15 protein-coding genes are annotated in these 14,079 nt (G+C 63.9%); 11 read left to right on the top strand and 4 right to left on the bottom strand.

Features of this window, described 5'->3' with window-relative positions:
• The first annotated feature begins 39 nt into the window (after positions 1-39).
• From HMI60_RS02540 to HMI60_RS02510, 7 genes are all read left to right on the top strand, one after another.
• Positions 40-930: a MurR/RpiR family transcriptional regulator gene (locus HMI60_RS02540; RefSeq protein WP_018779637.1), complete on the top strand. Its 891-nt coding sequence runs from the start codon at positions 40-42 to the stop codon at positions 928-930.
• 56 nt (positions 931-986) lie between these two features.
• Positions 987-1,892: an NAD(P)-dependent oxidoreductase gene (locus HMI60_RS02535; protein ID WP_193590501.1), complete on the top strand. Its 906-nt coding sequence runs from the start codon at positions 987-989 to the stop codon at positions 1,890-1,892.
• Between the two features lie 27 nt (positions 1,893-1,919).
• Complete coding sequence (locus HMI60_RS02530) at positions 1,920-3,467, top strand: aldehyde dehydrogenase (protein WP_079581216.1); 1,548 nt, start codon at positions 1,920-1,922, stop codon at positions 3,465-3,467.
• Between the two features lie 11 nt (positions 3,468-3,478).
• Positions 3,479-4,702, top strand: a complete 1,224-nt coding sequence (locus tag HMI60_RS02525; RefSeq protein ID WP_193590500.1) for an amidohydrolase — start codon at positions 3,479-3,481, stop codon at positions 4,700-4,702.
• Complete coding sequence (locus tag HMI60_RS02520; RefSeq protein WP_193590499.1) at positions 4,699-6,075, top strand: DUF3100 domain-containing protein; 1,377 nt, start codon at positions 4,699-4,701, stop codon at positions 6,073-6,075. The genes HMI60_RS02525 and HMI60_RS02520 overlap by 4 nt, the downstream gene beginning before the upstream one ends.
• 118 nt (positions 6,076-6,193) lie before the next feature.
• On the top strand, positions 6,194-7,507 hold the full coding sequence (locus HMI60_RS02515; protein WP_193590498.1) for an MFS transporter: 1,314 nt from the start codon (positions 6,194-6,196) through the stop codon (positions 7,505-7,507).
• Positions 7,504-7,779 (top strand): hypothetical protein, encoded by a 276-nt coding sequence (locus HMI60_RS02510; RefSeq protein WP_018779643.1) that lies wholly within the window; start codon positions 7,504-7,506, stop codon positions 7,777-7,779. Before HMI60_RS02515 ends, HMI60_RS02510 begins: the two co-directional genes overlap by 4 nt.
• Here HMI60_RS02510 and HMI60_RS02505 read toward each other — a convergent pair.
• Both HMI60_RS02505 and HMI60_RS02500 read right to left on the bottom strand, forming a co-directional pair.
• The gene (locus HMI60_RS02505; RefSeq protein ID WP_081623390.1) at positions 7,765-8,118 is read right to left on the bottom strand and encodes a TraR/DksA C4-type zinc finger protein; all 354 of its coding nucleotides are present in this window, start codon (positions 8,116-8,118) and stop codon (positions 7,765-7,767) included. The two genes, HMI60_RS02510 and HMI60_RS02505, sit on opposite strands and share 15 nt — an antisense overlap.
• A gap of 6 nt (positions 8,119-8,124) precedes the next feature.
• Positions 8,125-8,607 (bottom strand): pyridoxamine 5'-phosphate oxidase family protein, encoded by a 483-nt coding sequence (locus HMI60_RS02500; RefSeq protein ID WP_055976131.1) that lies wholly within the window; start codon positions 8,605-8,607, stop codon positions 8,125-8,127.
• Between the two features lie 226 nt (positions 8,608-8,833).
• Between HMI60_RS02500 and HMI60_RS02495 the strand changes: the two genes are divergently transcribed.
• Positions 8,834-9,286, top strand: coding sequence for a hypothetical protein (locus HMI60_RS02495; RefSeq protein ID WP_179128346.1), 453 nt, complete (start codon positions 8,834-8,836; stop codon positions 9,284-9,286).
• Here the strand turns inward: HMI60_RS02495 and HMI60_RS02490 are convergent.
• The gene (locus HMI60_RS02490) at positions 9,283-9,906 is read right to left on the bottom strand and encodes a dihydrofolate reductase family protein (RefSeq protein ID WP_193590497.1); all 624 of its coding nucleotides are present in this window, start codon (positions 9,904-9,906) and stop codon (positions 9,283-9,285) included. The genes HMI60_RS02495 and HMI60_RS02490 overlap by 4 nt on opposite strands.
• 96 nt (positions 9,907-10,002) lie before the next feature.
• Positions 10,003-10,398, bottom strand: coding sequence for a hypothetical protein (locus tag HMI60_RS02485; RefSeq protein WP_193590496.1), 396 nt, complete (start codon positions 10,396-10,398; stop codon positions 10,003-10,005).
• Positions 10,399-10,483: 85 nt separating this feature from the next.
• Between HMI60_RS02485 and arfB the strand changes: the two genes are divergently transcribed.
• From arfB to HMI60_RS02470, 3 genes are all read left to right on the top strand, one after another.
• Positions 10,484-10,903 (top strand): alternative ribosome rescue aminoacyl-tRNA hydrolase ArfB, encoded by a 420-nt coding sequence (arfB, locus tag HMI60_RS02480; RefSeq protein ID WP_039241121.1) that lies wholly within the window; start codon positions 10,484-10,486, stop codon positions 10,901-10,903.
• 47 nt (positions 10,904-10,950) lie between these two features.
• Positions 10,951-11,358, top strand: a complete 408-nt coding sequence (locus tag HMI60_RS02475; RefSeq protein WP_110504244.1) for a RidA family protein — start codon at positions 10,951-10,953, stop codon at positions 11,356-11,358.
• Between the two features lie 80 nt (positions 11,359-11,438).
• Positions 11,439-14,078: an excinuclease ABC subunit UvrA gene (locus HMI60_RS02470; RefSeq protein ID WP_227453640.1), complete on the top strand. Its 2,640-nt coding sequence runs from the start codon at positions 11,439-11,441 to the stop codon at positions 14,076-14,078.
• The last annotated feature ends 1 nt before the right edge of the window (position 14,079 follow it).

The following is a 14,079-nucleotide window of genomic DNA, read 5'->3' as shown; positions in this document are numbered from 1 at the left end:
GAGATTGCCAAGTGATCTGCGTTACAAGGAGTTTGAGTAGTGACAAGCAAGCCAGACGAATCGGGTCCCAGCACTGTGGCGCGGGAGCCTGTGGACCACGCCTGGCTGGGAGACGCGCTTCCCGACGTCGCATTATCCAAGTCCCAGGCACGGGTGGTGGAGGTCATTGCACGCAATCCGCAGTTGTCCTCCTACGCTGACATCGCCGAAATTGCGCAGCGCTCAGACGTCAACAACTCCACAGTTGTACGCACCGCCCAGCGTCTGGGCTACCGGGGCTGGCCTGACCTCCAACGCGAACTTCGCTCCCGGTACTTGGTGATGATCTCCACCGAGGACACCCTCCTCGAGCACGGTGAACACCACAGCCCCCTCCACGACGCACTGAACCACGACATCGAAAACCTGCGGCTCACCCTTGACTCGAACACTTCCGAGGACGTGGAAGCCGCCATCGCCGCCCTGGCCTCGGCAAAGTCCATCACCACCATCGGCATCGGCTCTTTCGCCGGACCGGCAAGTGTCATGGCGCACCTCGGTTCCACCATGGGGTACCCCATCACCTTGGAAAACCGTGGCGGTGTACACCTCGCTTCCGCAGCCAACAGCCTCGGCCCCGGCGACGTGCTGGTGGTGGTCAATATGTGGCGGTCGGTCCAGCAGATCATCGTCACTGCCGAAGCCGCCAAACAGTCCGGAGCCACCGTCGTCGCCATCAGCGATATGCGTCGCGGGCGCCTGGCCGCCGCGGCTGACCACCTGCTGATCGTTGCCTCCGAGGGGATCTCCTTCTTCCAGTCCGTGACGGCGGCAAATTCCATGGTCTACGGCCTTTTGGCCGGCATGGAAGCGGCGCACCCCGAACGGAGTCGATCAGCCATCCGGCGCACCCAGCAACTCTGGAAAGACCTGGACATCTACCTGGACTGACCCGCCCTGCGGCCACCACATTCTTCTTCCACCACAATCCCCACCTAGGAGCATTCATGAGCAACACCCGCCGCATCGCCGTCGTCGGCCTCGGATCCATGGGAGGTGCGATGGCGTCCACGCTGCACCGCGCAGGCTGGGACGTCACCGGCTTCGACCCCTCGGACGTTGCCCGGAACGCGGCTGCCGCAACCGGAATTTCCACCACGGCAGAACTCCGGGATCTAGCCGGCATCCCATATGCTGTGCTGTCCCTGCCCTCGGCCCACATTGTGGAGGCAACAGCGCCGGTGCTCCTCTCGGGACCCGGGACCATCGCAATCATTGACACCACTACCTCCGAGCCGGGCACGAGTACGTCCATGGCAGCGCTGGCGGAATCCCACGGCGCATGCTTTGTGGACGCGCCGGTCTCCGGTGGACGCGAAGGCGCAGCCACCGGGACTCTGAGCGCGTTCGTTGGAGCAACGGACACAGCTGCCGCGGCTGCACAGCCCGTCCTCGAAGCCCTCACCGGCGGAAAGTATGCCCGCATCGGCGGGCCTGGCAGCGGAAACGTCGTGAAGCTGTTGAACAACATCCTGGCCGCCGCCAATCTGGTGTCAGTGGGCGAGGCGCTCGGCGTTGCAAAGGCCTACGGAATCGATCCCGCAGTGGCCGCCGCGAGCATCAGCAATGCCTCCGGGGGCAGCAAAGTCTCCTCCGCGATGTACCCGAACTGGATCCTGTCCGGCACTCACGACTCCGGCTTCTCCCTCGGCCTGATGGCACGGGACGCATCCCTGGCCGTCGACATCGCCCGGCAGATCGGCGAACAGCCGGAACTCCTGGCTGCCGCGGCCGATCAGTGGCAGGCCGCCCTGGCATCCCTCGGCCCGGCCGCCGACTTCACCGAAATCGCCAGGACCGTAGCGCCCGCTGTTACCCCCGCCGGCGCCCCCGGCACCACGCACATCGCATAGCGCCCCCAGCAACAGAAGGACATTACCTTGAGCATCACCACAGCCCCCGCGGCTTCCTCCACCGCAACAGCCCGGACCGTCCTGGACTCCGCCTTCCCTTCAGGGCTTGGCGCGTTCGTCGACGGCGAAGTGGCCGCCGGCTCCGGCGCTTCCGTCACCCTGACGTCAGCGGCCACGGGCGAAGCCTTTGCCACCTATGCCGACCCTGGCACCGAGGGCGCCGATGCCATCCTGCAGAGCTCCGTCCGGGGCGCAGCGGCGTGGGGATCGCTGAACGGCTTCGATCGCGCCGCCATCCTCCGCAACGTCAGCAGGATGGTCGAAGCACACACCGAAGAACTGGCGATCCTCGAATCGGCCACCACGGGAAAGCCCATCCGCGACGCCCGCGTTGAAGCGTCCAAGGTAGCTGAAATGTTCGGCTACTACGCAGGCTGGGCCGACAAACTCACCGGCCAGACCATACCCGTGCCCGGCCCGTGGCACACCTACACGGAGCGGGTTCCGTGGGGCGTCGTCGTCGCCATCACGCCATGGAACGCCCCGCTGTTCACGGCCGGTTGGAACTCAGCCGCGCCGCTGGCGGCGGGCAACGCCGTCATCATCAAGCCCAGCGAATTCACCCCGGCTACAACCGTGCGGCTCGCACAGCTGGCCCACGAAGCCGGCCTTCCCGACGGCGCGTTCAACGTAGCCGTGGGACTCGGGCAGACAGTCGGAGCCACTCTCACGTCCGATCGCCGGGTCGGCAAAGTCAGCTTCATCGGTTCGGTTCCCACGGGCCGCCGGGTTGCCGTAGCCGCCGCGGAAGCCGGAATTCCAGCCCTGTTGGAGCTTGGCGGCAAGAGTGCCAATATCGTCTTCGCCGACGCCGACCTCGAGCGCGCCGCCGACGGCGCCATCTCCGCCATCTTCTCCGGCGCCGGGCAATCCTGCGTCGCAGGGTCGCGCCTACTGGTCGAACGCAGCGTTCACGCCCGGTTTATTGACATGGTGGCCGAACGTGCTGCCCGGCTTCGGGTCGGGGATCCACTGGACGCCGCCACCGAGGTGGGGCCGATTATCACCGCGCCCCAGTTCGCGACCGTCACTTCGCTGATTGAACAGGGAATGAACGACGGCGGCCGCAGGCTCACGGGCGGAACGTTGCCTGAGTCCTTGGCCGGGTCGTCTCTGGCTGGCGGCCACTGGGTCATGCCGACGCTGTTGGATGGCGTGACACCGGCAAACCGCCTGGAGACCACTGAAGTCTTCGGACCAGTAGTCGGTGCCGACGCCTTTGACACGGAAGCCGAAGCAATCGCCCGTGCCAACAACACCAACTTCGGACTGGCCGGCGCTGTGTGGACCTCGGACGTTTCCCGGGCCCACCACATCGCCCGTGAGGTGAAGGCAGGGACGTTCTGGATCAACTCGTACAAGACCATCCACGTTGCCGTTCCCTTTGGCGGTTTCGGCGATTCCGGCCACGGCCGATCCTCAGGGCCCGGCGTATTGGACGAGTACACGCAGACCAAGGCGGTTTGGGTTCCCACCCGGGCAGCCGGATCCCCCTTCCCGTCCCTGTCCTACTAGCAGGAAGAATCATGGAAATCACCACTACGGCCTCATCACTTCCGCTGCGTCAAGCCTTGGCGGACGGCGTCACGGCCTGGAAACCCCGGGTTCAGGCACTCTCGCAGGGTCTGCATGCCAACCCCGAGATCTCCTTCCAAGAAGTCCAGGCCGCAGAGTCAATAACCTCCCTGCTCGCCGAAGGCGGCTTTGACGTCACCCAAGGAACGTCCGGGCTTCCAACAGCCTTCACCGCCACCGCGGGAACCGGTGAACTCACCGTTGCCCTGTGCGTGGAATACGATGCCCTGCCCTCAGTGGGTCACGCTTGTGGCCACAACCTCATCGCGGGAGCATCGATAGCTGCGGCACTGGCCCTGCTCCCCCATGTGGACGAACTCGGCATCACGTTGAAGGCGATCGGCACGCCGGCCGAGGAACACGGAGGCGGCAAAGTGCTGATGCTGGAGCGGGGCGCCTTCGACGGCGTCGGCCTTGCTTTGATGGTCCACCCGGTCCAGGACGGCGTCACGTACAACCCCGCCGGGACAACGGCTCAAGCAGTGGGCCGTTACGAGGCCGTGTTCACCGGAAAGGCTGCCCACGCGGCTGCCGCCCCGCATCTGGGCGTCAACGCCGGGGACGCAGCCGTGCTCAGCCAGGTGGCGATCGGCTTGCTCCGCCAGCAAATTCCGGGAGACCACCGTATTGCCTGTTACGTGGCGGAAGCCGGACACGTCACCAACATCATTCCGGACCATGCCGTGGTTCCGTTCGAATGCAGGGCCTTCACGCTCGCGGAGTACGAGGCACTGCTCGAACGGGTCAAGCGCTGCTTCGAAGGCGCCGCACTTGCAACCGGGACCACCCTTGAGATCACGGCGGCGGAACCGCTCTATGAGCCGCTGATCCAGGACGGCGAACTTGCCGCACACTGGACCGAAGCCATGGACGCGTTCGGCAAGGACACTTCCCCGGCGGCAGGAATGGGCGGCGGCTCCACGGACATGGGCAACATCTCCCAAGTAATTCCCTCCTTGCACCCGTGGCTGAGCATTCCAGGAGCCAACGTCCCCATCCACTCGCACGGCTTTGCAGCTCTTGCGAACACACCCGAGGCATACGCCGTGATGTTCGAGGCAGCCACCGCGCTGGCTTGGACTGTGGCGGGTGCCGCAACCAATCCCCAGCAGAGAGAACGCTTCGTCAATGCGGCCTACCGCAGTGAAGCCCCGATCCAGGAAGCAACATCATGAGCACCAGCACCGAAACCGCGCGGACGGACAAAGCCGGAACACGGCTTACGCTTCCCATTGCCGCGCTGGCGTTTGTCATCGCCCTTGCGGTCCAGTTCATTGGCCAGGCCAAGATTGATCTTGGCATTGGCGCGATCATCATCTTCCCCATGGTGTGGGGACTTATCCTCGGCCTGTTGGTCTCCATCCAGAAGTTCAAGCCGCTCGGCCTCGACCTCCAGCGCGTCGCGGCGGCCCTGGTCGGCGTCGCGGTTCTGCTCCTGGTGGCCAGGCTCGCCTTCAACATCGGGCCGAGCCTGCCGAGCCTCATCAAGGCCGGCCCCGCACTGCTGCTGCAGGAAGTGGGCCACTTGTTGGGAACCATCGTGTTGGCGCTGCCCCTGGCCGTACTGCTTCGCATGGGTAAGGCAACCGTGGGCGCAACGTTCTCCCTTGACCGCGAGCCCTCCTTCGCCATGGTCTCGGAGAAGTACGGCCCGGATTCCGATCAGTACCGCGGCGTCCTGGCCATGTACGTCTTCGGCACCCTGTTCGGTGCCATCTTCATCACCTTGCTGACCTCGTTGGTGGCCAACTGGAAGATCTTCGATCCCCTGGCCCTGGCCATGGGTGCGGGCGTTGGTTCCGGCTCCATGATGGCGGCCTCGGCGGCGAGCATCATCGCAGCCTACCCGGGCGACCAGGAAGCCATCCTAGGCATGGCCGCCGTCTCCAACCTCATCACCACCATCCTGGGTGTCTACGTTGGCATCTACATTGCCTTGCCCGTGGCCGACCGCTTCTACAAACTGCTCACGCGCAACAAGGAACCGCAGAAGGTTGCCGCCGGCACGGCTGTGGCTCCCCAAACCCGCACCGCAGCTGAGGTCGAGCAGGACGAGGTCCAAGCAGAAGAGAACCGCCGCTTCCGCGAAGAAGTCGCTAAGTCCTCGGCTGCCATCAAGTTGCCGTTGTGGCTTTCGCTGTCCGTCCTGACAGTGCTGGGCATCGGTACCGCATCGGTGGCCGCCAAGGGCCTGAGCCTGTCAATCATTGCCGGCTACGGCATCATGCTCGCCTTGGTGCTCGTCAGCTTGTTCCTGGCAAAGGTCACCAGGAAAATCTCTGCCATAGTCTTCATCACCACCATCGGCGCCTACATTTCCAGCCCGTGGTTCTTCGGTGCCGGCGTCTTGAATGAGGCTGTGAAGTCCGTGGACTTCCTGTCCATCGCCACAGTGATGCTGACGTTGGCCGGGCTCTCCCTCGGTAAGGACATTCCCCTCCTGCGCAACATCGGCTGGAAGATCATCCCCGTGGGCCTGGTCGCCATCACTGCGTCGTTCATCCTCTCCACAGTCATCGCCGAGTTCGCCTTGGGACTCTGGCACTGACAAACGGCTTCGGCCCGGATCCCGCCTCGTGCGGGGATCCGGGCCGCTTCTGTCAGCGGCCGAAAGCTGACTGCAGACGGATCTGGCGGAGCGAAGCAAACGGGGCGAGAATAGGCACGTGGCCCCTCCACGCGCCCGCGGGACCGGCGACACCCTGAACCAGGACGCCCGCAAAATCCAACGCGTCTACCTCACATTGACGCTCGGCAATACGGTTGCGGCGTCTTTCATCTGGGGCATCAATACCCTGTTCCTGCTGGACGCCGGGCTGAGTAACCTTGAGGCCTTCGCCGCCAATGCTTTCTTCACAGCCGGCATGGTCCTCTTCGAAATACCCACTGGCGTAGTGGCCGATGGCTGGGGACGGCGCACGTCGTTCCTTCTGGGGACCGTCACGCTGGCGGCATCCACCTACTTGTACTACCTTCTGTGGCAGATCTCGGGTGCTTTCTGGATGTGGGCTGTGGTCTCCGTCCTCCTGGGCCTGGGATTCACGTTCTTCTCCGGGGCCGTTGAGGCATGGCTTGTTGATGCCCTTCGTTTCTCCGGCTATGAAGGCGGACTTGAATCCGTACTTGGCCGGGGCCAGATGGTCCAGGGCGTGGCGATGCTTCTGGGTTCCGTGGCCGGCGGCGTGATCGCCCAGGCCACCAACCTTGGGGTGCCGTTCCTGCTCCGCGTCGCGGTGCTGCTTGCCATGTTCGCCGTCGCCTTCGGACTCATGCACGACGTCGGCTTCTCACCGGAGCGTTCGACGCACCCGCTACGGGCTACCCGTGCCGTACTGACGGCGTCGATCGAGAACGGGCTGAAAAACCCGCCCGTACGATTCGTGATGCTGGCCGCGCCCTTCAGTGCCGGCGTCGGCATCTATGTCTTTTATGCGTTGCAGCCCTATCTTCTTGACCTCTTCGGCGACCCGCAGGCCTATTCAATCGCCGGTCTTGCCGCCGCGATCGTGGCCGGCTCGCAAATCCTTGGCGGTTGGTTGGCACCTCACGCCCGGAGCCTTTTCCACAAACGCACTTCTGTACTGATCCTGGGCGGGACGGGTGGCTGCGTGATCCTGCTGGTCGTAGGGATCACCCACAGTTTTTGGATCGCCTTGGTACTGTTGGCGCTATGGGGCGTGGTGGGATCTGCCGTCACCCCGGTCCGGCAGGCGTACGTGAACGACATGATCCCTTCCAAACAGCGGGCAACTGTCCTCAGCTTCGATTCTCTGATGGGCTCGAGCGGTGGCGTCGTCATTCAGCCATTGTTGGGCCGTGGCGCAGACCTGTACGGATATCCGGCGTCGCTGGCCATGGCCGGAGTCATCGAACTGCTTTCCGTGCCGTTCCTGTTGGCGAGCCGCAAGCAGGGCGCAGCGGCAGACCGGTCCAGCACTCCCGATTCCAACCCGAACAATGAAAGCGCGGACACTACGTGATCTCACTGCACCAGGACGCCCAAGGCTTCATCCGCATGAAGCGGCACTTCCCATCAAGCGTCACTGTGGCCATCGAGTTCACCGACGGAACTCGGGAAATCTTCGCCGCAAGCCGACTCAACGGGATCTTTGATGAGGCGTTGGCGGCCTACAGGGCTGGAAACCACCTCGACGCCAAAGGCTTCAAGCGCGGGCCCGTCAAAAAGCAGCAACAGGGAATCGAATTTGTCCAGGTCTCGCCGGGAATGGGCCAACCTCTACCTTCGCCCTGAGGCATGGTCAACGCAGAACGGCGTCCATGGCCTGGCTTCAAGCCGGCCTTCCGGGATGTCCACCCCACAGACTTCACAGCGGCCATAGGTGCCGGCGGCGATCCTCGCCAGGGCCGCATCGATGTGCTGGAGGCCCTCCTTGCTTTGGTCAAGGAGGGCGGACGCCTGCGACAGCTCGAAGGCTATGGTGCTGCCCTCCGGATCATGTTCGTCGTCCACATTGGAGTCCTGGCGGGCGGCATTGACCGACGTGATGTCGCTCCGGAGATCTGAGAGCAGCAATAGCCTGCGTTCTCGTTCTTGCTCAAGGACAAGCCGGAACCGTTCCGCGTCAACCATGTCGGCTCACAGTTCCACGGTGTCACTTTCGCCCACGCTGAAGCGTGAGTTGGTTACTTTGGACTTGACCCACTGGAGTACCGTGGCTGCGGTACCACCGGGGCTGGTCCAGTATTCAGCGGAATCTGAATCCACGTGCAGGAGGCAAACCTCGGGAGTGTCAGGGCCGTCAGGGAACCACGCCTCCACAACCTGGTTCCAGAGCTCATGGATTTTTGCGCGGTCCGTGACAACCTCGGCAGTTCCGGCGACGGAGACCCACTCCGTATTCTTGCCGAAGGAAACGTTGACGCGGGAATCCCGGCGTATGTGGGCAACCTGGGAGGTGCCCAGTCCTGTGAAGAACCACATGTCGCCGTCGTCCTTGACGTCCTGGACAGCCAGCGGCCGGCTGACCAATGCGCCTTCTTCATTGATGGTGGTCAACATCCCGATCCTGGAATCGTTGATGATGCCGGTGACTTTGCTGATGCCCTGCTCTTCAGTCATATTCCGCTTCACTTCCTTTTCCTCCGGGGACTTTCCCCACTCGGACAGCCTATTAGTAAGTTTCCTTATTTACTAGGCGGCCGTGTAAAAGCCGGCACGGAGAACAAGGAAGGGGACTTCTTGGGAATCATGACGGCGCCCCATCCGTTCTGTTGATAAGAGGCGTGCCGATCGCAAGCCTGCCCGGCATCGGGCGAACATCGTACGAGGAAGTTTGGGGACTGCCATGATGTTGAATGAAACCATTGCCCACCTCCGTGCCGCGCACCTGATGGTCCGGGACGCCGAGGAATGGGACGCCTTGTCGACAGCCCTCACGGACGCCTACAGCGCCAACGATGAAGACCTCATAGAGCAGCTCCAATCCCCGTTTCTGCAATCATGGCGGACGGTCACGCGATATGTCCTCCGAGACACCTTCGACAACGCCGGCATCTCTGTTGCCGAGCCCAACGACCCATGGGGCATCGCGATTCTGACTTCACGCGGAGTGACTGCCGAACCCGTTCTCTGCACAAAGGCGCCGACAGGACGCCACAGCGCTTTCGAAGCGCCGGCCAGTCCGGTCGCCGGGGCTCTCTCAGGCCTGCGCCTGATGACATTCCCGGAGACCATGGACCACTACGCCGAGTCCTTAAGGCCTTTGTTCAGCGAACTGGATGCCCGGCAGGTCGGTTAGCCTCCACCACCTCTGCCGAGTGGAGTATCGATAACGCGGGGAACGTACTCCAACATTTGAAGCCGGCCATCAAACGTCCGGCTCTCCACCAAGTCCAAAGCAACATCCGGGTAGCCGTCGTAGATCCGCTCGCGGCCGGTCTTGCCAGTGATCACCGGGAAGACCACCAGACGGTATCTGTCCACCAACCCGGCTGACAGCAAGGATCTGCACAGACTCAAACTGCCCAGGGTGCTTAAGGTACCGGTACGGGTCTGCTTCATTTCCCTTACCGCTTCCACGGCGTCCCCGGAGACGAGTTCGGAATTCGGCCAGGCCAAGGGCTCTTTCAAGGTGGAGGAGAAAATGACCTTGGGCACGGCCGCCAGGCCCGCCAGGCTGTCGCCTTCTTCCTTGGAAAATCCGGAGTCCGCCTCGCCCGCCTGCCCGGACATGCCCGACATGAGCCGATAGGTGTTCGCTCCCATGAGAGTGGTGACGTCCTTCCTGGCCTCTTCATCGAGCCAGGCAAGGTATTCCGGACCCTCAAGGCCCCACCATCCCGGCCACCCCTCGGCCGAGGCATAGCCGTCCAGGGAAATAATCAGATCCACCAGCAGGGTTGCAGTCTGATCGCTCATGGCAGTCCTCCCGGTACGGCGGTCAACGAAAGCACGCGAGCGAAAGCCCGCGCGCAAATGCTAGCCCCGCGCCGGACAGCTGTTCAAGGGGGAACGCTAAAGCGCCACCAGCACGAGTCCTCCGAGCGTGTTGACAATTCCAATGCCCGTGAGGATCCACCCCAGAATCAACACTGTATGGTCGAACCGCGGCGGCTCCAGCGAGCACCGTGAAGGATGGCAGGCATCGTAGTGAACCACCACGGGACCGGAATCAACCCCGCCCTCCGTGGCCGCAACGTCCAGCAGGACCTTCCGCTCCTCCTGGTCCTGGTCCATCCACTGCAGCCCCAGGTAGCCTCCGGCAGCGAACCGCTCGCCGTCGGCAGTGACCCATGTGCACCGGCGTCGGGCGATGATCCATGCCCAGACCAGCAAGGGCACGCCGGGGACGAACCCCACCCACGTCATCATCTCCAGGATGGGGCCCAGAAAATCCACGGGCCCGGTCATGACTCGATCCTAGAGGGGGCAAGTGAACATCGGGTATTCGGCGGGGTGGAAGTCCGGGCCCGGGCAGACGTGCAAGGCTTGTTCAATGGACCTGGAAATCTCCCCATCCCTGACGATTCCTTCATGGGAGCTGAGCTGGCGGTTCTCGCGTTCTTCAGGGCCGGGCGGCCAGCACGTCAACACCACTGACACCCGGGCCGAGCTGACGTGGGATGTTGCTGCTTCTGCTACTTTGACCGACGAGCAGCGGCAGTTACTGCTCAAAAGCCTGGCAAAGCGTCTCGTGGCCGGCGCTGTTACTGTGACCGCTTCCGAGGACAGATCACAGTTGCGGAACCGTGAGCTCGCGCTCGCCAAGCTGGCCGGGCTCATCAGGGCTGGATTGGTTCCCGCGACGGTCCGGCGTGCGTCCAAGCCCACCCGCGGTTCGGCACGCCGTCACCGGGTGGCCAAAGAGCACCGATCCGCAACCAAGCAACAACGACGGCGGCCTGCCGCAGATTAGTGCGAACTCCCCTGTTGGTGAACGGATCCTGGTGGGACCATACAGTCATGGCACCCATACAGCGCATCCGTCCCGAGGGGCTTGTCTCAAGCCCGGCCTTCAGCCACGTTGCCGTGGTTCCGCCGGGCGCGACCACCATCTACATCGGTGGGCAGAACGCCGTTGACGCCAGTGGAAGGCTCATTGGCGAAGGGGACGCGGCCATCCAGTCCGCGCACGCCCTCGACAATGCTGAAACTGCCCTGCAAGCGGCAGGTGCCAGCCTTGGTGATGTCATCCAGTGGAATGTCCTGTTCGTTGAAGGAGCCGACCTCGCGGCAGGATACGGGGCAATTGCGTCCAGGCTTGCCTCAGACGAACCACCCTTGGTGACCGCGGCCTTTGTCGCCGGCCTGGGTGTACCCGGCGCCTTGGTTGAGATCAGCGCTGTGGCCGCCATCGAGCGCGACGACTAAGACCGGCGGCCGGCTATGCCCCCGGCTGCGCCCCAGGCCGCATGGGCCGCACAGTCCGTCAGGCCGATAGAGTCGTACCAATGGACAGTAAACTGACAATCGCCAGCGGGACCGAAGCCGCCCAACCGCCCCTGAACTCCGGCGACCTTGACGGTGGTTTCGTCCAGGTGCGCGGAGCCAAGGAGAACAACCTCCGCAACGTGGACGTCGATGTTCCCCGCGACGCTATCGTGGCCTTCACTGGAGTGTCGGGATCCGGAAAGTCCTCCTTGGCTTTCGGCACAATCTTCGCCGAGGCCCAGCGACGCTATTTCGAATCCGTCGCCCCCTACGCCCGACGCCTGATCCAACAGGGCCACAACCCCAAGGTTGAGTCAATCACGGGGCTGCCGCCCGCCGTCGCGCTTCAACAACGCAGGGGAACGGCAACCGCCCGGTCAAGCGTCGGCACGCTGACAACACTGTCCAACTCGCTGCGGATGCTCTTCTCACGTGCAGGCAGGTACCCGGAAGGGGCAAGCCAGCTCGACTCCGACGCTTTCTCGCCGAACACGGCCGCCGGCGCCTGCCCCGAATGCCACGGCCTGGGCGTGGCCCACACCGTAAGCGAGGAATCCCTCGTCCCCGATACGTCCCTGAGCATCAGGGACGGTGCCATCGCAGCGTGGCCGGGAGCCTGGCAGGGCAAGAATCTCCGCGACATCCTCAGCCACTTGGGATACGACGTCGATACGCCGTGGAAGAAGCTCCCCAAAAAGGACCGCGACTGGATCCTCTTCACTGACGAACAACCGGTGGTGGAAGTGACGCCGCAAAGGGATCGTGTGGCCAAGCCGTACAAGGGCCGTTTCTGGAGCGCGAAAAGCTACGTCCTGCACACCCTCGCGGATTCCAAGAGCAGCACGATGCGAGACCGCGTACTTCGTTTCATGGAGACGGGACGGTGTCCCATGTGCGGAGGCAGCGGACTCAGGCCGGAAGCGTTGGCGGTAACTTTCGCAGGCAAGACCATCGCCGAACTCAACGCGTTGCCCATGACCGAACTGGCCCGTCTCATCCGTCCCATCACGGAGGCCACCTCGGCCACCACAGCATCCCGTACGCAGACCTCCGGCGAGACCAACGAGGTAGCAATCGCCATAACCCGCGATCTCCTCAACCGCATCACCGTGCTGCTGGATCTGGGCCTGGGGTACCTCGCCTTGGGCCGTCCGACGCCCACCCTCTCCCCCGGCGAAATGCAACGCCTCCGGATCGCCACACAGCTCCGCTCCGGCCTTTTCGGCGTGATCTACGTCCTGGACGAGCCCTCCGCAGGCCTCCACCCGGCCGATGCCGAACCGCTCCTCGCCGTGCTGGACACGCTCAAAAGCTCCGGTAATTCGGTGTTTGTGGTCGAACACAACATGGACTTCGTTCGCGCCGCTGACTGGTTGGTGGACGTGGGGCCGCACGCCGGCGAAGGAGGTGGCCAGATACTTTACAGTGGCCCTGTGGCGGGGCTGGAGGCCGTGGCGGATTCCGTCACCCGCCCGTTCCTTTTCCCTGACGGCGCCAGCGGCGACCGAGCCAAAGAAGCGGCCGACGACGGCCATGTCGCCACCGGGACCGGACACACGCCCCGGGAAGCAAAGGAAGCCCGGGCAGCCAGGGAAACCACCAACTGGCTGCAGCTCAAGAACGTCCACCGGCACAATCTGCGGAACCTGGACGTGGATTTCCCGCTGGGCGTGATGACGGCGGTAACGGGCGTCTCGGGATCCGGGAAGTCCACCCTGGTCAGCCGGGTACTCGCAGACGTGGTGGGCGCCGGGCTCCATCCGGAGTCACCCGGCGACGCCGGTGCTGGTGGCATCGAAAACCTGGCCGTGGACGCCGGGGCCGCGGACGCACGGGCCGCGGACGCGCCGGCATTGGTGTCAGGCCTTCACCAGCTCGACCGGCTGGTCCAGGTCGACCAAAAACCCATCGGCCGGACCCCGCGTTCCAACCTGGCCACCTATACCGGGCTGTTCGATGGGGTCCGGAAGGAATTCGCGGCCACCGACGACGCACGCGCCCGCGGCTTCGGAGCCGGCCGGTTCTCTTTCAACGTAGCTGGTGGCCGCTGCGAAACCTGCCAAGGCGAAGGGTTCGTGGCGGTGGAGCTCCTGTTCCTCCCCGGCAGTTACGGCCCGTGCCCGGAATGCCACGGTTCGCGGTTCAACCCCGAAACACTCGAGGTCACCTACCGTGGGAAGAACATCGCCGACGTCCTGGGCATGACCGTCAATGCCGCAGCTGCCTTCTTGTCCGATCTGCCGTCCGTGTCCCGCAGCCTGCAGACCCTCAAGGAAGTTGGCTTGGGATACCTGCGGTTGGGTCAGCCCGCAACGGAACTCTCCGGCGGTGAAGCCCAACGCATCAAACTGGCCACCGAGCTCCAACGCGTCCAACGCGGCCACACCCTGTACCTGTTGGATGAGCCCACCACCGGCCTGCATCCCGCCGACGTCCAACTCTTGATGGCGCAGCTTCACAGACTGGTCGATGCCGGCAACACGGTAGTGGTGGTCGAACACGAGATGGACGTGGTGGTCGGGGCGGATTGGGTCATCGACTTGGGCCCCGGGGGCGGCGACGCCGGCGGGGAGATCATGATCGCAGGGCCGCCGGCCGTCGTCGCGCGTTCCACTTCGGGACGCACGGCACCCTACCTCGCCGCCGCCCTGGGCCAATAGG

Origin of the sequence: Paenarthrobacter sp. YJN-D, from assembly GCF_015040335.1 — a bacterium.
GTDB classification, from domain to species: Bacteria; Actinomycetota; Actinomycetes; order Actinomycetales; family Micrococcaceae; genus Arthrobacter; species Arthrobacter nicotinovorans.
Note: the sequence above shows the minus strand (reverse complement) of the source record. Positions and strands in the feature narration are given on the sequence as shown.

Coding starts and splice junctions, on each gene's coding strand:
- HMI60_RS02490 (WP_193590497.1), bottom strand. CDS start 9,906: ATGAGCGATCAGACTGCAACCCTGCTGGTGGATCTGATTATTTCCCTG.
- HMI60_RS02485 (WP_193590496.1), bottom strand. CDS start 10,398: ATGACCGGGCCCGTGGATTTTCTGGGCCCCATCCTGGAGATGATGACG.
- HMI60_RS02520 (WP_193590499.1), top strand. CDS start 4,699: ATGAGCACCAGCACCGAAACCGCGCGGACGGACAAAGCCGGAACACGG.
- HMI60_RS02475 (WP_110504244.1), top strand. CDS start 10,951: ATGGCACCCATACAGCGCATCCGTCCCGAGGGGCTTGTCTCAAGCCCG.
- HMI60_RS02525 (WP_193590500.1), top strand. CDS start 3,479: ATGGAAATCACCACTACGGCCTCATCACTTCCGCTGCGTCAAGCCTTG.
- HMI60_RS02505 (WP_081623390.1), bottom strand. CDS start 8,118: ATGGTTGACGCGGAACGGTTCCGGCTTGTCCTTGAGCAAGAACGAGAA.
- HMI60_RS02470 (WP_227453640.1), top strand. CDS start 11,439: ATGGACAGTAAACTGACAATCGCCAGCGGGACCGAAGCCGCCCAACCG.
- HMI60_RS02535 (WP_193590501.1), top strand. CDS start 987: ATGAGCAACACCCGCCGCATCGCCGTCGTCGGCCTCGGATCCATGGGA.
- HMI60_RS02500 (WP_055976131.1), bottom strand. CDS start 8,607: ATGACTGAAGAGCAGGGCATCAGCAAAGTCACCGGCATCATCAACGAT.
- arfB (WP_039241121.1), top strand. CDS start 10,484: ATGGACCTGGAAATCTCCCCATCCCTGACGATTCCTTCATGGGAGCTG.
- HMI60_RS02495 (WP_179128346.1), top strand. CDS start 8,834: ATGATGTTGAATGAAACCATTGCCCACCTCCGTGCCGCGCACCTGATG.